The 18,885-nt window shown below is 33.8% G+C and carries 13 protein-coding genes; 3 read left to right on the top strand and 10 right to left on the bottom strand.

Translation table 11 applies throughout. From position 1 onward, the window contains the following. Positions 1-149: 149 nt before the first annotated feature. The 7 genes from DKK70_RS03505 to manD (DKK70_RS03475) all read right to left on the bottom strand — a co-directional run bounded on the left by DKK70_RS03505 (position 150) and on the right by manD (DKK70_RS03475) (position 12,199). On the bottom strand, positions 150-3,014 hold the full coding sequence (locus tag DKK70_RS03505) for a two-partner secretion domain-containing protein (protein WP_110432837.1): 2,865 nt from the start codon (positions 3,012-3,014) through the stop codon (positions 150-152). Positions 3,015-3,691: 677 nt separating this feature from the next. After that, positions 3,692-5,389 (bottom strand): ShlB/FhaC/HecB family hemolysin secretion/activation protein, encoded by a 1,698-nt coding sequence (locus DKK70_RS03500; protein WP_181415898.1) that lies wholly within the window; start codon positions 5,387-5,389, stop codon positions 3,692-3,694. 791 nt (positions 5,390-6,180) lie between these two features. Further along, a complete protein-coding gene (locus tag DKK70_RS03495) occupies positions 6,181-6,864 on the bottom strand; it encodes a GntR family transcriptional regulator (protein ID WP_110432752.1) in 684 nt (227 codons plus the stop codon). Positions 6,865-7,046: 182 nt separating this feature from the next. Then, positions 7,047-8,528, bottom strand: a complete 1,482-nt coding sequence (locus DKK70_RS03490; RefSeq protein ID WP_110432751.1) for a mannitol dehydrogenase family protein — start codon at positions 8,526-8,528, stop codon at positions 7,047-7,049. A gap of 12 nt (positions 8,529-8,540) precedes the next feature. Then, a complete protein-coding gene (locus tag DKK70_RS03485) occupies positions 8,541-9,893 on the bottom strand; it encodes an MFS transporter (protein ID WP_110432750.1) in 1,353 nt (450 codons plus the stop codon). A 56-nt stretch (positions 9,894-9,949) separates the two neighbouring features. After that, on the bottom strand, positions 9,950-10,966 hold the full coding sequence (locus DKK70_RS03480) for a Zn-dependent oxidoreductase (protein ID WP_110432749.1): 1,017 nt from the start codon (positions 10,964-10,966) through the stop codon (positions 9,950-9,952). 18 nt (positions 10,967-10,984) lie between these two features. Next, a complete protein-coding gene (manD, locus tag DKK70_RS03475) occupies positions 10,985-12,199 on the bottom strand; it encodes a D-mannonate dehydratase ManD (protein WP_110432747.1) in 1,215 nt (404 codons plus the stop codon). A 78-nt stretch (positions 12,200-12,277) separates the two neighbouring features. Here manD (DKK70_RS03475) and DKK70_RS03470 point away from each other — a divergent pair, with 78 nt between their 5' ends. Beyond that, positions 12,278-12,469, top strand: coding sequence for a hypothetical protein (locus DKK70_RS03470; protein ID WP_110432748.1), 192 nt, complete (start codon positions 12,278-12,280; stop codon positions 12,467-12,469). Between the two features lie 337 nt (positions 12,470-12,806). Here DKK70_RS03470 and manD (DKK70_RS03465) read toward each other — a convergent pair whose 3' ends face one another. Beyond that, positions 12,807-14,021 (bottom strand): D-mannonate dehydratase ManD, encoded by a 1,215-nt coding sequence (gene manD, locus DKK70_RS03465; protein WP_110432747.1) that lies wholly within the window; start codon positions 14,019-14,021, stop codon positions 12,807-12,809. Positions 14,022-14,295: 274 nt separating this feature from the next. On the opposite strand from manD (DKK70_RS03465), the gene DKK70_RS03460 reads away from it, so the two are divergent. Then, positions 14,296-14,859 carry an anthranilate synthase component II gene (locus DKK70_RS03460; RefSeq protein WP_110432746.1) on the top strand — a complete coding sequence of 188 codons (564 nt, stop codon included), beginning with the start codon at positions 14,296-14,298 and terminating at the stop codon, positions 14,857-14,859. A gap of 5 nt (positions 14,860-14,864) precedes the next feature. Continuing rightward, positions 14,865-16,601 (top strand): aminodeoxychorismate synthase component I, encoded by a 1,737-nt coding sequence (gene pabB / locus DKK70_RS03455; protein WP_110432745.1) that lies wholly within the window; start codon positions 14,865-14,867, stop codon positions 16,599-16,601. Between the two features lie 58 nt (positions 16,602-16,659). On the opposite strand, the gene DKK70_RS03450 is transcribed toward pabB, so the two are convergent. Next, on the bottom strand, positions 16,660-17,244 hold the full coding sequence (locus DKK70_RS03450; protein WP_110432744.1) for an ABC-type transport auxiliary lipoprotein family protein: 585 nt from the start codon (positions 17,242-17,244) through the stop codon (positions 16,660-16,662). Then, positions 17,244-18,881, bottom strand: coding sequence for an intermembrane transport protein PqiB (pqiB, locus tag DKK70_RS03445; protein WP_110432743.1), 1,638 nt, complete (start codon positions 18,879-18,881; stop codon positions 17,244-17,246). The genes DKK70_RS03450 and pqiB overlap by 1 nt, the downstream gene beginning before the upstream one ends. Positions 18,882-18,885: the final 4 nt, after the last annotated feature.

Here is an 18,885-nt window from a genome sequence, read left to right as displayed (position 1 = left end):
AATTAAAAGAATCAAATTAATGATGATAAATTTAAAAATAAAAAAGATTCTAAACATTTCATCACTGATCATGATAAAAGTTAGAATCTTTTAACAGTACAAATAGTTATTAACAATTAATGTTTAAATTAATATAACAATATTTATTATTATGGATTTACTATCGTGCCACGAATATTTCCTAAATTGTTAAAATAACCAACATTGGCCGTCACGGTTTCAGTAGATACGGTACCAGCATAATCATTAGTAAATTTATCACCAGTTAATCTTAAATGTATGTTTGACGACAATAGCCCATTATTATAGATTTTCGTAGCATTGATATTTATCGCGTGACCTGTTGTTATTTTGCCAAAATTATCAATATTGGTACCACTAAAATCAGCTTGCCAATTAGCAACTATTTGCGCATTGGTATCGTTCTTGAAAGTACCAAGAGCGTTTAATGTAAAAAGATAATCAGATATCATTGAAGTAGCATTATATACGTTAGTTGCATCAATATTCACATTATCTTTAGCTTTGACCAAACCATAATTATCAAAACTGTAACTATTTATATTAATGTTATTACCATTTATTTTACCATTCCAATTATTGATAAAATAATCATCCTTTATTCTAATGTAATTCCAACCAGTTAGCTGTCCTTCATTACTTACTTTGGCAGCAATAATATTCACATCTTCACCTTGCACTAGGCCAGTAACTACACTATTTACTACATTCCAACCACGATTATAAAATTCCTTGTCAGCATTAATTTTGATAACATTTTTAGATTTTATATCACCTAAATTAGTAATGTAATTACCTCTAAGAACGATTAAATTATCAGAAAGAATTTCTGCACTTAGGTCATTTTTTAAGGTATCACTGTTGATATCAACAGTGCGAGAACTTGACAATGTCTTTTGGTTCGATATTAATTTGACATTTATACTGAGTAAATCGTTGGCAGAAATTTCTGCCGTATTGATTAAGTTATCGCCTTTTAAGGAAACATTTTTAGCTTGAATAATAGCGTTATTACGATTTTCAAGATTATCAATGTTAGCAATAAAATTATTATCAGATGTTACTATTCCTTGATTTATAAGCTTACCAGCATCAATTTTTTGTTGATTACGACTATGCAATTTCCCATCATTTTTAATATCAATAGATTGAATATTAATATCTTTAGCTATGATTTCTCCATTCCAATCATTATTTAATGATTCAACATTTAAATTTAATTGTTCTCCAGCAGTTAGATTCTTATAGTTTTCAACATAGTGAGAAACAATATCTAGTTGTTTATTTGCATTTATAATATTGCCATTTTCTAGCTTATCGGTTTTAACGCTGACATCATTACTACTAATGACACCGCCTTTTCGACTTCCATCATTAGAACCATAACTGTTGTAAATTTCTTTAGCATTAACTTCCAGTTTATTAACACTTGCAAGACGATTGTAGTTTGCAACCTTAGTTTGACGAACAATTAAATTATCTGTTGCATTTACCTCACCATAATTTTTAAAATAATCACCGTCTAAAGTAATATTTTTAGCTTCAATAATTGTGCCTGGATTAAAACTATTATCTAATAACTCACTTTGAATTTTGATATTTTCACCGGCAGACATGGTCGATAAATTAGAAACTGTTCTAGATTTAATATCAATATTATTAGTTGCGGTTAAATTACCTTGGTTTCGAACTAAGTTCGTTTTTAAATTCATATCACGAGCATAAACTTTACCTGTTGCGCCATTGGTAAAATTTTCACCTGTAGCATAAATAGTTTTATCAGCCGTGATTTGGCCATCATTACCTGTCCACTCACCAGCACTAAAACTAATATCATCTTTAGCTTTTATCGATCCAACATTTTTCGTTTCTTTTCGGCTTGTAAATGTAATATTTTTTTTGCTTTCAATATTGCCGTGATTTTCAATACCGTTTTCACTTTTAATCACAATATCATTTACAGAACTTATTGAATTGTGGTTAGAAATTTTCCCTTCAGATGAAATTTGAATTGCTCCAGCATTTGTCCATATCTTTCCTTGGTTACGAACACCTACGCCTAATTCCGTACCAACCATTTTTATTTTTCCTGCATACATACCACCTAACGCAGATACATCTAAACCAAATTCGGGGCGACCAGAAACACTATCCGCACCGTTTTTTTCAATTCTGGTTAAATCAACATTGACTTTATTTTTACCTGTTACAATATTTAAATCATTATCTGTCCATAAACCGGCATTAATCGATACAGTACGAGCAATTAAATCGGTATAATTTTGTTCAGAACTGCGGTAACCTCTACCTGCAATTTCGATCTTTCCATTCTGTACTTCATAACCTTTTAACTCACCATTTTCAATAATCGGTTTACCGGTCGTTAATGTGGCACGATTGGCATTAATAAACCCACAGCCATTACAAGTGATGCCAGCTGCATTAGCGACAACAACTTGAGCTTTTTGTCCGGCAACTTCAATATAACCATTTAATTGGCTTGGATTTTTAGAGTTAACTTCATTCAAAATGACTTTAGCACTACTTTGCAGGTATTGGTTACCTTTAATGTTGCCTGCTAGCTGAGTGTTTGAGCTTGAAGCGGAGTTGTTAAGAATAACGCCATCTTTTGCAACATCAAATTGGGTAAATTTATTATGAGAAACACCACCTCTGGTTGGTGAGGCAATATCAACTTGGGTTGTACCGTTTCCTAACTCATGAATAGTCGGGCGTTGATTTTGATTGCTACTTTGATCAACAACTATTCCACCAGCAAAACTGGTTTCAACTACACTAATCATACCTAGAGCAACATAGGTTAGAAAAACTAACTGCTTTAATGTGCCTGTCTTCTTGCTATGTAAAACCTTATCACCTTTTATTTTTTGATTACTACTAGAAATCATATGATGAGATTTAGCTTTTTCTGAAACAACAACTAATAACCCACGAGCTTTATTAAATATAATTCGATATAAATTTTTATTCATAGTTTTTACCTTTCATTAGTTCTTACTCTTTAAGGAGTAAAGTTCAATACTTATTAATTACTTCATTTAATACCACTACTGATTTACAACAAATTAAAATCATTAATAAAATTCAAAATTGATTGCTAATTAATAAAATAATCGTAATGCTTTATACCGATATTATTATGCTCATTTTGATAGATTATTGTTGATTCACTGTCATGACTTGGCATTTATATTTAAGGTGAAGTTTTTTGCTAATGATTTGAATAATAATAAAAAGGCGTGATGTATAATTAAATATACTTAACTTCCTGTCAGAATAAAGATAAAACATAGCTTCCTTTTTTGGTTTATTAATTTAAACATATTGTTAATACAGATATGTTTGAACTTAATAGCGCCCTTTTTATATCATTTATAATATAAAAATCATTCTGTTCAATTGTATAAACTTCGCGATACTAATAAATATTAAAAACTACCAAAAGCCACTTACTATTAAACTTTAATTCAATGACAGGATTAATTATTAATCATCAATTATTGAATATAAAATGTTACTTTTCCTATAAATTTTTGCGAATAATGTATATTTTTAAATAAAAATATAACTATTATTATAAAAACTAGAGTAAAACAAATAGATAGAATCTCCATTACCTAATATCTATTTGACTTTATTTATCAAGTAACTAATAAGTCCAATTTAAATAAAAACCTAATGTTAAATGATTTGTTTCGAATTTATCGGGTTTATGTAAAGGTACACCGGCAAATAAATCATAGTAAATGCCAAGTTGCTTACCTCGTATTCCCAAAGCTGAACCTATTAATCTTTTGCCCAATAGCATTTCTGAATTTCCTCCTGAAACCTGTCCGGCATCTAATCCGAGATATAATTGTTGATTTGTCGGTATTTGCCAATCTAATTCATTACGTATGTACCAGCCATTATCGGCACTTAGCATCTCCTCACCATCGAATCCACGAACAGTCCAACGACTACCAATAGAAAAACGGTCAGGAGCGGTTAATTTATTTTTACGTGTTAATTGTCCTCGAAGATCAAAACTATAAGCAAAATTCTGTTCTTTTAAATTAAATGGTGCATAAAGAGATAGATCAAAATTAAAAATATCCGTCAAGGCACTTCCAATATTCGCATGTTCTTCAGGAGCTTTTTCAGCATTAAACCAACGCACTCCTTTTTGATACCAAATACCAATATCAAGGTTTGTATCATTAATGTTGTGGCTATGTTGTAAGCCAAGCTGCCAATTAGTTGTTTTTCTATGTTGTATTTCAAGTTCGATATCATTTAAGTAGTTACGTGATTCTCGAGTATTAATACCATAACTCAGTAGCGTTTTTTGTGATTCATTGCGATGTATCACTCGACTTACTTGGAAATTATAATATTTACTGCGCCCCTTATATTGATAGTCATAAATACCGGCTATCTTTTGATGATAAGTATTTCCGTAGATTGACGCATTAACTAGCCAGTAACCATATGGAACTGAATAGGAGAAAAGATAGTTTCTAGATCCGTATTTTGATTTACCTTCTAAATCATGGCCACCAGAAAGATAAAATGAATCACTCAAGCCTAGTGGATTGTCTAAAAAAAAGGTCAATCCACCTTGGTACCGTCCAGTATCTTTAGTACCTGAATCATCAATAGAAGCCGATAAACGCCAATACTTCGATTGTTGTCGTTTAATGATAACATCGGTTTCCCCTTCTTTTTCCGTAGCAACTAACTCGATATTGGCAACAGAACTTGAAACACGTTGTAAATTTTCGAGCCCCTGTTCTAAAGAACGTAAATTTAATAAATCTCCTTTTTTTAACGGTATGTTAGTCGCGAGGCTTGAATGGGTATCACTATCTTGTGAATAACAAATCTTACCGACTGTACCTTTCAGTAATACTAAAGAAAATATTCCAGTTGAAAGGTCCTGATCTGGGGCAACTACTCTAGATGTAATATATCCAAAACTTATTAATTGATTTTGCAATTCAATCATTAATAAATTTAAACCTTGACTCCCTAAACAAAGTCCTTCAGCTTGCTTAGCCAATGAATTGAGTGGCACAAAAAAAGGAAAATCCTCTCTTTTTAATAAATCCACTTTATAAATTGGAAAACAAATCTCTTCTTGAGGAAATTCAATATTTTTTATTTTTTTAGTTGCTGACCATAAACTAACATTAGGCATTTTAGACGATAACACATCTTCAGTTGCTTTTAGTCGTTCTTGTTGATAAATCAATTGTTGATTACTGATTTTTTTGTCCTGCTCAGTAGGTTGTAATCCGCTTGCGATTACTTTTACTGGAATGATAAAGCTTACTACAATAACTGATAACCTTCTGACATACATCATTTTATTTACCATTATTATATTGAACTTCTAAACAGCTATATAGTAGTTCAATTATAGGATTTAGTCTGTAAAGATTCGTTAAGTCAAATTGATTTTTTGAGAGTCGAAGTAACTATTTTGGGTGAGTAAATAATTTCGCTAAAATTAAATGACAATAGCTCAATTATAAAAATGCTTGATTAGTGATAAATGGTTACATTTAAAATTTGTTATGACATTTAAAAAGTTTGATGTGCTCTAATAAATTCAATAAAACTGAAACGCCTACAACTACAAATCACTATTTACTATTATTTTTTACCTGTACTGTAAAGGAATAACTATCAACTAAAAAATGTAGTTTCACTTTAATCGATTAAATTTTTTTGCAATACAAGGCTAGATGAATATAAAAAAGAATTAATTAAATTTGATGAAAAATTGAATCAGTTGCAAATTAACAAATTAATTATCTTATTCCCTTAACTTTGCTATTAAAAGTAATGTTAGAAATGATTTGTGATTATATAAACAATAATCTACTAACATATTGTATATAAATAATTTAATCAATTTTCTGCTTAACGACTAACTTAACCTCAACATCATTTTTATTTTTAACATTACTTATTGATGCTTGTTTATCAGCATGTTGATGGCAAAAAAACGAAAGTCTCGACCTTGAAAATAGCCTGTTTTTCGCCCCTTTATTTTGTTTATTCAAATTAAAAACGCAATTAATTGATTTAAATTGATTAAATTTGATGTTACAAAATAAATTCGTTAATAAGTTTGCTTTGATTGGTTATAAGTTAATCAACAAACCACTCATTATGTTGCTGAGAGACTAATTTTATCGTTTTTAAAATTGTCGATAAATGCTCATGAAGCGCAAGAGCAGCCATTTCAGGATCATGTTTTTTTAGTGCGATAACGATTTTTTCATGTTGTTTAACCAAGTCTTCGGGAGGAGAAATATCTTCTAAAGTTAAATATCTCACTCTATCCATCATTGCTTTAATATTTTCGACGGTTTCCCACGCCATTGGACAATCAACAACATTCATTAAAATTTGGTGGAATTCATCATCTTTTTCTAGAAAATAACGAATATCTTTACGCTTATTAGCATCAATCTGTTCTTTGAGATTTTGTTCGAGCAATAACAGATCAGCATCACTAATTTCTTGTGCAGCACGTTTAATAATTGCACATTCAACTGCTTCACGAATAAACTGACCATCAATCACTTTTTTAACCGATATTTTGGTTACAAATGTCCCTCGTTGCGGAAGAATTTTAACCAACCCGGCTTCAGCTAATTTGATAAAGGCTTCACGAACTGGTTGGCGTGATACATTAAATTGCGTAGAAATATCTTTTTCAGAAAGTAAAATGCCAGGCAAAACCTGACAAGTAATAATCGCTCTTCTTAATGTACGATAAACTTGTTGATTAACGGGCTCTGAAATATTTAATTCGATAAGTTTAAACATATCCTATTCTTGTATAATCAATTGTATTGATGTGAATAGTAGGTGATTTTTAAATATAAGAAAAGTATTTTTAAAAAATAGTCTATATATCAAATAACGTCAATAGGGCGTATAAAAGGTGTAATTGCTAAATAGCACTATTACACCTTGGTTATTAACTATACTAAATTATCTTGATAGCTTTAAAAAAGTTGAATTAATTTTTCAACTGTCTTTTTAGCGCCGACATCTCGTAAAGAAAGATACGCTGTCGTAACCTTTTCAACGAAAAGCGGATTATTTGCTAACTCATTACCAAATACATGAGTTAGAGATAATAGTGCTTTTACTCTATTTTCGTCATCGGCACTATTAGCAACCAGCTCTTTTATTTTGCTGATTGATGGATCGCTAACATCAATTGAATTACCCGCGTCATCTACCCCACTAACATAACGCATCCAAGCAGCTACCCCTAAAGCAAGACAATCAAATGAGGTATTGTCAGCTAAGTGATAACGAATAGAATCAAGCATACGTTGTGGCAATTTTAAAGTACCATCCATGGCGATTTGCCATGTACGATGTTTTAAACCGGTGTTTCGATAACGATCGAGTAATGAATCTGCATAAGCAGACAAATCAACATCTTTTACTCGTAAGGTAGTTGCTTGTTCATTTAACATTAAATGTCTAGCTGCTTTAACATAATTGGGATCCTGCATACATTCATCAATATGCAAATAACCGGCTAAATAACCTAAATAAGCAAAAAATGAATGACTACCATTTAACATGCGTAATTTCATCTCTTCATAAGGCAAAACATCACCAACGAGTTCTGCCCCAGCTTTCTGCCATTGAGGTCGACCAGCCACAAAATTGTCTTCAATCACCCATTGTCTAAATGGTTCACCGGCAATACCTGCTGGATCATCAATTCCACCAAGTTGTTTTTTTATTTTAACCATCGTTTCAGGCGTTGCCGCAGGGACAATTCGATCAACCATCGTTGATGGAAAAGTCACATTATCTTCAATCCATTGAGCTAGATTAGGATCTCGCTGTTTAGCCAGTGCTAAAACAACATTACGAGTAACATGGCCATTTTCAGGCATATTGTCACAAGACATAACCGTGAAAGGTTTTAATCCCTGCTCTTTACGTAAACGTAACGCCTCAACAATGACACCCGGAACGGATTTAGGCGCATGAGGATTGGCAATATCATGACTAATTAATGGATTATTGGTATCAATTGATGCAGTCGATGGCAGATAACAATAGCCTTTTTCGGTTACCGTTATTGACACAATCGCAATTTCTGGACGGGTCATCACATCTAAGACTTTTTGTATTCCATCAATATCTGCATGTAATGCTTCTTTTGCAACGCCTACAACACGAGTATTCCAGTTATCATAGGACATTTCACATACACTGAATAAACAATCTTGTTCTTTTAAATCTTGGATTTGTGCTTCACCACCAATCAAATTAACTTCACAATATCCCCAATCGCTATCATGCTCTTCAGCCAATACATCTGCAAAGACTGCTTGATGAGCACGATGAAATGCCCCAAAACCAAGATGGACAATTTTGGTTTTAATTTTGCTTCTATCATAAGTTGGAACAACTACCTCTTTAGGTAGTTGTGATAAAGTTTGATTTGATAATCTCATTATTTTTTCCGTTTAATTTTTACTATCTGCTGCGTCATTTAGGTCAGCTAAATCACGGTCTTTTACCTCCGGCATAAGAATCGCCGAAACAAGACCAATACAAGAGTAAACAATAATCATAGCCACAATTGGCCACCAATCATCAACCATTTTACAGAAAATTCCAGCCAAAATTGGGCCAAATCCTACTGCAATTAAACCTCCTGCTTCTTTAGATATTGCCATTTGCGTGAATCGATTACGAGCACCGAACATTTCGGCCATAGTAATGTTTTCAAGGGCAAATAAACCTAAAACGGCAATATTATGAATGAGAATCAAACATAATGTAATAGTATTTACAGAATGATTTATATCGACAATGATAGATAACATTGGATAGGCAAGTACAATTGCCGACAAAGTCAATACAATATAAGGAATTCTTCGACCGATCTTATCAGATAACCAACCTAAAAAAGGAATTGTTAAGAACCCAACAATTGAGCTAAACATGATTGCATCGGTCGGAATACTTTTATTGAATAATAATGCTTGTACTAAATATCCCGCTAAAAAAGTTTGGATTAAACCAGAGTTTCCAGCTTGACCAAACCGTAATCCGGTGGCTAACCAAAATGATTTACTTTTAAACATTTCAATTAATGAGATATGTTTTGTGGCTTTATTATTATTTTTTGGCTCATCCGTATCATTGACTTCATCAAATACTGGGCTTTCTTTTAAATTCATTCGTAACCAAATTGCAAAAATCATAACCACCACGCTTGCAATAAATGGAACACGCCATCCCCAGGCAACTAATTGATCTTTATCTAATAAAAAGAACATAAATGCCCATATTGCTGTTGCACTTAGTGTGCCACAGTTAGTCCCCATTGCGACTAATGAAGAAATTATTCCCCTTTTGCCTTTTGGTGCATATTCAGCAAGCATCGTTCCTGCCCCTGAAATTTCAGCACCAGCTCCTAATCCTTGGATGATACGTAAAACAACCAACATCAATGGTGCCAAAATTCCTACTTGCGCATAAGTTGGTAATACACCAATAAGCGTGGTACATATCCCCATCATAGTGATAGTAATAAATAGTACTTTTTTACGACCAATTGCATCACCCATGCGACCAAAAACAAAAGCGCCAACGATTCGAGCCACATAACCGGCACCATAAGTCCCCATAGCTAAAATCAATGCCATAATTGCTGATTGTTCTGGAAAGAAAATTTCATGGAAAACTAATGCCGCCCCTAAAGAGTACAATTGAAAATCCATAAATTCTAAAGCGGTTCCCAGCCAGCCAGATACTGCGGCTTTAACTAAATCCGAAGTATCCCTTTCATTCTTATTTCCTATAACATTCATACTTTTCTCTCTTTTAATATTTTATCTAAAAAGTTATTCACCAGATTTATTCTGTGTTAACTAAAGGTTAATAGAACCTTACAACACTGTTTCTGATCTTTTTCAAAGGTTTCAATGGCTTGAACTACTTGTGTATAATCAAATTGATGTGTGATTAACTTTTGTGGGTCGATCATTTTTTTCTTCAACCATTCGATAACCACTGGAAATTTATTGGCATTTAATCGGGAAGAAAAAATAGATAACTCTTTACTGGTTATTCCTTGTTGGGTAATTTGACAAGGATCACTAGAAAAGCCCATTATCAGGATTCTTGCCGCCGGAGAGGCAATAGCAATTGCTTCTGATAAAATTGTTGGATGACATGCCGCATCGATAATAATCGTTGGTTTAATATTGCGTTTTTCTAATTCATCCTTTAATGAAAGTTGTGAATTATTGATGACGAGATCTGCACCGCTTGTTTGTGCCATAGCTAAACGCTCATCAATCCGATCGACAACAATAACTTGTTTTACTTGATAAACACCTTTTAGTGCTTGTACCGACGTTAGCCCCATTGGACCTGCACCATAAATTAATGCAATATCATCTGTTGTCGGTTTTAGGTGACCTGTTGCATTAGCGGCGATAGTGAATGGTTCAATCATTACAGCAAATTCATCACAGATGTCATCAGGAATTGTATAGGCATTGTTACTTGGGACTGTTGTATATTGACTAAAGCCACCATCACGATGAACCCCCAAAACAGTTAGCGATGAACAAACATTAGGTCGACCCACCGAACAAGGGTAACAACATCCACAGCTAATTACCGGATCAATCGAAACCCGTTCACCAATTCTTGAACGATCGACGCCTTCACCAACCTCGTCAATAATGCCAAAAAATTCATGTCCAATTACTCTTGGATATTTTGCAAATGGATTATGTCCACGATAGATATGACTATCTGAACCACATATACCAGCTAGTTTTACTTTGACTCTGACTTCGCCTTTGGCTGGTTGAGGAACTTCACGTTCTTCGATTACTAGTTCATTTGGTTTTTTAACAACGATACTTTTCATATATGCTCCTTTAATAATTTACCAATTCCACAAAGTGCCATCTTCTAAACGCGCGATTGGCAAATAAGCAGGGTTATATGGATATTTTGCTGCCAGTTTTTCATCAAAATCGATTCCTAAACCTGGTTTATCACTTGGATGCATATAACCATCAGTGAAGGTCCAGTTAGGCGAGAAAACTTCTAACATCTGTTCGGAATAACCCATAAACTCTTGCACCCCAAAGTTAGGTACCCACATATCAAAGTGAAGTGCCGCTGCATGACAGATTGGTGATAAATCTGATGGCCCGTGTGAGCCGGTTCTAACTTGATAAAGTGCGGCAAAATCGGCAATTCGACGCATATGCGTGATGCCACCTGCATGGGTTATGGTGGTTCGGATGTAATCAATAAGTTGCTCTTCAATTAACTGTTTACAGTCCCAAATACTGTTAAATACTTCACCAACCGCTATTGGCGTGACGGTATGTTGGCGAATTAAACGGAAGCACTCTTGGTTTTCCGCTGGTGTTGGGTCTTCCATCCAAAATAGGCGATAATCTTCGATACTTTTACCAAAACGCGCTGCTTCAATTGGCGTTAAACGGTGGTGCATGTCATGCAATAAATGCTCGTTAAAACCAAATTTATTTCTTACTGCCTCAAATAATTTGGGTGTGAAATCAAGATATTTATCCGTTGCCCAAAATTGCTCTTCTGGATAGTTACCTCGAGTAGCCGGTTCGTAAGCTAAATTTTTACCTTTACTTTGACCGTATGTGGTCTTCATTCCCGGTATACCACATTGAACGCGAATGGCTTTGAAGCCCATCTCTTTATGTTTAGCATAATCATCTAGCGCTTCTTCAATATCCTTACCGGTAGTATGGCAATAAACCATCACACCGGTACGTGAAGCTCCACCCAATAATTGATAAAGTGGCATATTGGCGACTTTGCCTTTGATATCCCATAGCGCCATATCGATGGCCGATATCGCCGACATGGTCACCGGGCCACGACGCCAATAAGCTCCTTTATAAAAATATTGAAAGATATCTTCTATTTGACTAGCATCTCGACCGATTAGTTGTGGGCAAAGATGATCTTTGAGATATGATGCGACAGATAACTCTCGTCCGTTGAGTGTCGCATCACCAACTCCATATACGCCTGAATCTGTAGTGATTTTTAATGTGACAAAGTTCCTTCCTGGACTACACACAAAAACTTCTGCTTTTACGATTTTCATTGAATACCTCATTTATGATTTATGCGGCATCAAATTAAACGATTAAATACTACCATACAAGTAGATTAGTATGTTTTTGTGAGTAAGATCACATTACCAAAAAATATCGCAAAAAATTACGGATTAGCCGATGTTCTCGACATAGATGGCAAAAATGACAAACAATCTAATAAAATTAATAATTATCATAATGTTATTGAATTAACCTTAAATAAATTTATCAAGATTAATATTGATGTGACGGTTATAGATAAAAAAGTGTCGTATTGAATCAACACGACACTTTTACTAGAAAAGGTATTAATAATTGTAGAATTAAAAATAAAATCGTATAAATTACTTAATTTGCAGTAAGCTTATATGTTGTTGATCACTAGAGAGTTAAAAGTAGATAATGGACATAAAAACAGCTGACAGTTTGATATCGTCCATAGTTATAAATAGTTACACCAACATTGGATATAATTGTTTATTCCCTCAGGTAGTTTTAATCTACCACAAGATTAAGAAAACAATGATCAAGTGAAAAAAATAACCGTTTTACATTACACATGTAAAACGGTTATCTATATCTATTAGTTTAAAGCAATATTTGTTTTAGCAAATTTTACCAATTCCACAAAGTGCCATCTTCTAAACGCGCGATTGGCAAATAAGCAGGGTTATATGGATATTTTGCTGCCAGTTTTTCATCAAAATCGATTCCTAAACCTGGTTTATCACTTGGATGCATATAACCATCAGTGAAGGTCCAGTTAGGCGAGAAAACTTCTAACATCTGTTCGGAATAACCCATAAACTCTTGCACCCCGAAGTTAGGTACCCACATATCAAAGTGAAGTGCCGCTGCATGACAGATTGGTGATAAATCTGATGGCCCGTGTGAGCCGGTTCTAACTTGATAAAGTGCGGCAAAATCGGCAATTCGACGCATATGCGTGATGCCACCTGCATGGGTTATGGTGGTTCGGATGTAATCAATAAGTTGCTCTTCAATTAACTGTTTACAGTCCCAAATACTGTTAAATACTTCACCAACCGCTATTGGCGTGACGGTATGTTGGCGAATTAAACGGAAGCACTCTTGGTTTTCCGCTGGTGTTGGGTCTTCCATCCAAAATAGACGATAATCTTCGATACTTTTACCAAAACGCGCAGCTTCAATTGGCGTTAAACGGTGGTGCATGTCATGTAATAAATGCTCGTTAAAACCAAATTTATTTCTTACTGCCTCAAATAATTTTGGTGTGAAATCAAGATATTTGTCGGTTGCCCAAAATTGCTCTTCTGGATAGTTACCTCGAGTAGCCGGCTCATAAGCTAAATTTTTACCTTTACTTTGACCGTATGTGGTCTTCATTCCCGGTATACCACATTGAACGCGAATGGCTTTGAAGCCCATCTCTTTATGTTTAGCATAATCATCTAGCGCTTCTTCAATATCCTTACCGGTAGTATGGCAATAAACCATCACACCTGTACGTGAAGCTCCACCCAATAATTGATAAAGTGGCATATTGGCGACTTTGCCTTTGATATCCCATAGCGCCATATCGATGGCCGATATCGCCGACATAGTCACCGGCCCACGACGCCAATAAGCTCCTTTATAAAAATATTGAAAGATATCTTCTATTTGACTAGCATCTCGACCGATTAGTTGTGGGCAAAGATGATCTTTGAGGTATGATGCGACAGATAACTCTCGTCCGTTGAGTGTCGCATCACCAACTCCATATACGCCTGAATCTGTAGTGATTTTTAATGTGACAAAGTTCCTTCCTGGACTACACACGAAAACTTCCGCTTTTACGATTTTCATTGAATTTCTCTTATATATTAGGTAACAAAAAATAATTATAATTAATCTGCCATACAAGTATATCCAGTTTTATTTATAATTTCGATCCCTAAAATTAAATTTTTTGCTTAACTTATCTTCAAAAAGCCAATTTCGCAAAATTTAAAAAAGTTGGGGAGTAAGGTTTTTGACACCCTAGGTATAAATTACTTTATGTGCTATGCCTTTTTATAATAGAATCATCGGTCACATTTCTCATCTAGACTGCTTTTAAAGAATAAGATTGGATATAATTTTGATTCTACTAATTGATAATTACGATTCTTTTACTTTTAATATCTATGACTACCTTTGCCGTACTGGTGCCGATGTTATGGTCATCAAAAATGATGAAAAATCTATTGATGAACTAAAGCAATTATCATTCTCTAAAATGGTAATTTCTCCGGGACCAGGCCGGCCAGAAAATGCTGGAATATCGTTGTCAGCGATTCAAACCTTTGCGAAGCATTGTCCAATACTAGGGATCTGTTTAGGCCATCAAGCGATTGCGCAATATTTTGGCTGCAAAATAGTTAAAGCACCTATACCAATGCATGGCAAAGTTGATGAAATTATTCATGATGAGCAAGGATTATTTGCTGGAATTAAAAATCCTTTGTCGGTTGTAAGATATCATTCGTTAATTGTAGAAAATTCAGCAAAGCAATCACCATTAATAGTCACCGCGACTAATAAGCAAGGATTAATTATGGGATTGCGTCATATGACACTTCCGATTGAATCAGTGCAATTCCATCCTGAAGCAATTAAAACAGAGTTTGGTTTAAAAATGATTAGCAATTTTGTTAGCGAGTAGTGAACATGAAAATTTATTTTGATTTTGAAGGGCAACATAAATATTTTTGTGATCCAATAAAAATTATAAAGTCATCTGATCATTGCACAATAAAAAAAGATATTGAGGAGATAGAAGCATTCATACAACAAGGTTACTACGCTTGCGGTTACCTTGCTTATGAAAGCGCTATGGGCTTTAACGAGTCAAATAAAACCAAAATACTCCCAACGTCAAATCAGGATTTACCTTTGCTGTTATTTGGTATTTTTGAAGACTATACGACGATATCCAATAATGAACAATATATACCGCAATCTTTGAAGTTGTCTAGCGACACCAATATTGATGAATATCAACAAAAAATTAGTTATATTCGCGCCCAAATCGAATCAGGTAATACTTATCAAACCAACTTTACCATTCAATTCAATGCACCATTTAATGGCAATCCTAAAGATTATTATCATTTTCTACAAAAAAATAATCGAGCTAATTACTGTGCTTATATTGAATTTGAAAATTATCATATTTTATCTATCTCTCCGGAATTATTTTTTAAATTAGAAGATAGAACTATCTCGACTAAACCGATGAAAGGAACAGTAACTCGAGGCTTAAATACCAACCAAGATAAACAACAAATAAAGTTGTTAATGTCAGAGAAAAATCTGGCTGAAAATATGATGATTGTTGATTTACTTCGTAATGATTTAAGCAAAATTTCAAAGCCCGGTTCGGTAACTGTTCCACATTTATTTACCGCAGAAAAATATCCAACAGTTTGGCAGCTCACCTCGACTATTCAAGGAAACTTAAAAGAAAATGTGAATTTATATCAAATATTTCAAGCGCTTTTTCCATGCGGTTCAATTACTGGTGCTCCTAAATCAAGTACCATGCAAATTATTAGTAATATTGAAAACTCAACGCGCGGTGTTTATTGTGGCACAATTGGTTATGTTGAACCATCTATGAAAAAGGCAGTTTTTAATATTCCAATACGTACTTTGACTATCCATAATCAACAGTTGAATTATGGCGTCGGGGGTGGCATTACATGGGATTCAACCGCCGATGATGAATATAATGAGATTATAGCCAAAACAGCTATCTTAAATAGAACGTTATCTATACCTAAATATATTATTGAAACGTTATTACTTGAAGATGGCAAGTTGGTTCTACTGGATATGCATTTAGACAGATTATTGGCTTCAGCAACCTATTTTGATTTTGCATGTAATGTTCAAGCCATCAAACAGAAGTTAACCGATTTGGCAAAAACTCATTTTTCAGGAAAATATAAAATTAGATTGCTACAACCTAAAAATGGACAACCGGAAATTAGTATCGATTTACTTACCAATCCAATAGTAATTGATAAACTTGCTTGGGCAGCAACATGTGTCGATAAGGAAAATGTTTTTCTTTATCATAAAACAACTAATCGCCAACATTTTCCTCAATTAGCCGCAGGTCAAGAATATATCAATTATAATCAATATGATGAAATTACCGAGTTTGTAAATGGTAATATTGCATTACTCATTAATGATAAGTGGCTAACACCAGCGATTACCTCTGGATTGCTTGCTGGTACGATGCGACAGCATTATTTGAATAATCACCAACTCATCGAGAAAAAGATTATCAAAAAAGATATTTTACAAGCCGATAAAATAGCGTTTATTAATAGTGTACGAGGTTGGGTTGAGATTGAAAATCAGTTATTGAATAAATTGAAACAACAGTTATTGTGATCTGCAATTGAGCACCGAGAACATTCCGTCACTCTTTTGACGGAATGTTTAATAACAATTAATGTTTAATTGAATTTGCAAAGTCTAGCTCTTCATCTTGCCAGCCTTGGGACAGGGCTTTTACCAAAGCATCATAACCATTTGTTGTAAGCGGAATTTGCCGTTTAATAACTTTAGTAACAATTTTACCGCTCTTATCTGTCATAACCCAACGACCGGTTATTATCGCATCACCATTATAATTGCCATGGAAACCATCAATAAAAAGTTTAACCGTTAATGATGGCGTGGTAATTGAATTTGTCGATACCAGATAATTAGGCATAATTTGCGTTAAATCTTGTGATAATCGTTCGGCAAGTTGTTGAGATAATGCCGATACCCATAGATGATTAGTTGCCGTGGTATATTTTATATCATCGGTTTGCAAAACAATTCCTGATTTATTTAAAAAATCGGCCACTTCAATCGACTCAATCCAAATAAAATAATGAGTAGATTGCGTCATCGTTGAACCATGGTTAGCCAAATTACTGGTCAATTGAAAATAGCTTTTATTCGGTACATCAGATGAACAACCAATTATTGCACTGAATAATGTCATCAATAGCATAATTTGTAGGCTTTGAATTAATTTAAACATTATTTATTACCTCTGGCTTTTGGTTCTTGATCTTTTTTATTTGGCGCTGAAAAGATCAATGCATTACTCTTATTATTTAGTGTATTAAGTAAAGGGGTCAATTCATCCATCATTTGCTGAATTTTTTGTAAGCTTTCATTCATTTGAGTATTCAGTTGTGAACCCGGTTGTAATCCTTTCATAGTCTCGTTTAAAGAACGAATAGCTTTCTGTAAATCTTTGGGCATATTTTGCATCTCTTTACTTGCCATAATTTGATTTAAAGATTGCATTAATCGTTCACTTGATTCTAAAGATTTATTAAATTGGGTTATAGTACTATTCAACGGCAGATTATTAAAATTATCTAATAACTGCAGGATTTTTGCTTGTATTTGTGCAAATCCTGTTGATGTAGTTTGGATAATATTATAACCGTATTGATTAGCCAATTTTTTATCATATTTAGACTTTAATTCCGGATAGAAATCTAAATCAATAAATAACGCCCCAGTAAACAGATTTGATGTTTTTAATGATGCCCTTAAGCCATTTTTTTGCTCTTCCATTATTAAAGCCGCGATATCGATCTTATCGTCAACTAATTCAGATAAACGGTCAGGCTCAATTCTAATTAATATTGGTACTTTTTGATTTAGTATTGATTTTTCTTTTAACATTTCGGCAGTGTAAAACGGTACTTTACTTACTGTACCTAATCTTATGCCATGATATTCAACTGGTGCTCCTTCGATTAATCCCGAAATTGAGTCAGTAATCATAATTAAGAATTCTTTATATTCAGTATATTGTGAATCTTGAATCGATTTTTTATCTTCATATAATTTATAGACATCATGTTGCTTGGCTGGTTGACCTAATTTAGCGCCATCCGGTAAATCAAAACTTATTCCTCCTGACATTAAGACATCTAAAGAAGGAACATCAAGGCTTGCACCCCGCGAAGATAATGATAAATTGATCCCCCCCTCTTTCCAAAACCGCACATTTTCGGTAACTAAAGCATCATAAGGTTTGGTAATAAAAACTTGATACTTCATTTTACGAGCATCAACATTAAATTGCGATGTTTCAACATTACCTACATGATAACCACGAAACATCACTTTGGCGCCACGAGGAACAACACCACTTTGATCACTTTCTAAGTTTAAACGAATTCCTTTGATACTCGGATCAGATAACGGAGGATTATCAGATAGAATAAATGGATTGTTTTTAAAACTATGGGTATCATTGCCTGAGGCCAATTCAATATATACCCCAGATAAAATGGTACCAAGACCAGTTACGCCATCCCGGCCAATTTCGGGTTTAACCACCCAAAATATTGAATCATTTTTTAATAATGGTTCCATATCATTATAGATACGACCTTTTATGACAACTTTTTGGTAATCATCAGATAATGTCACTTCATCAACAATACCGACATCTACGCTACGATTTTTTATTACTGTTTTACCCGCAATAATGCCATTTGCATCATTGGCAATTAAAGTAAAGGTAGTGCCGCGATCTGCAAAATGGGCATAGATTATCCATAAGCCAACAATAGCTGTAATTATAGGAATAATCCATATTGCAGAGATTGCTCTGATTTTAATTATTTTTGCTATTTTACTTGAGTTTGCCATAATA

The organism is Gilliamella apicola (assembly GCF_003202655.1).
GTDB lineage: Bacteria > Pseudomonadota > Gammaproteobacteria > Enterobacterales > Orbaceae > Gilliamella > Gilliamella apicola_R.
The sequence above is the reverse complement of the archived record's forward strand: the minus strand, read 5'-3'. Positions and strand labels throughout refer to the sequence as shown.

Bases quoted from the DNA above. Each gene is read 5' to 3' on its own strand.
- pabB (WP_110432745.1), top strand. From the start codon at position 14,865: ATGAAAATTTATTTTGATTTTGAAGGGCAACATAAATATTTTTGTGAT.
- DKK70_RS03490 (WP_110432751.1), bottom strand. From the start codon at position 8,528: ATGAGATTATCAAATCAAACTTTATCACAACTACCTAAAGAGGTAGTT.
- DKK70_RS03485 (WP_110432750.1), bottom strand. From the start codon at position 9,893: ATGAATGTTATAGGAAATAAGAATGAAAGGGATACTTCGGATTTAGTT.
- pqiB (WP_110432743.1), bottom strand. From the start codon at position 18,881: ATGGCAAACTCAAGTAAAATAGCAAAAATAATTAAAATCAGAGCAATC.
- DKK70_RS03505 (WP_110432837.1), bottom strand. From the start codon at position 3,014: ATGAATAAAAATTTATATCGAATTATATTTAATAAAGCTCGTGGGTTA.
- DKK70_RS03500 (WP_181415898.1), bottom strand. From the start codon at position 5,389: ATGATGTATGTCAGAAGGTTATCAGTTATTGTAGTAAGCTTTATCATT.
- DKK70_RS03450 (WP_110432744.1), bottom strand. From the start codon at position 17,244: ATGTTTAAATTAATTCAAAGCCTACAAATTATGCTATTGATGACATTA.
- manD (WP_110432747.1), bottom strand. From the start codon at position 12,199: ATGAAAATCGTAAAAGCAGAAGTTTTTGTGTGTAGTCCAGGAAGGAAC.
- DKK70_RS03495 (WP_110432752.1), bottom strand. From the start codon at position 6,864: ATGTTTAAACTTATCGAATTAAATATTTCAGAGCCCGTTAATCAACAA.
- manD (WP_110432747.1), bottom strand. From the start codon at position 14,021: ATGAAAATCGTAAAAGCGGAAGTTTTCGTGTGTAGTCCAGGAAGGAAC.
- DKK70_RS03480 (WP_110432749.1), bottom strand. From the start codon at position 10,966: ATGAAAAGTATCGTTGTTAAAAAACCAAATGAACTAGTAATCGAAGAA.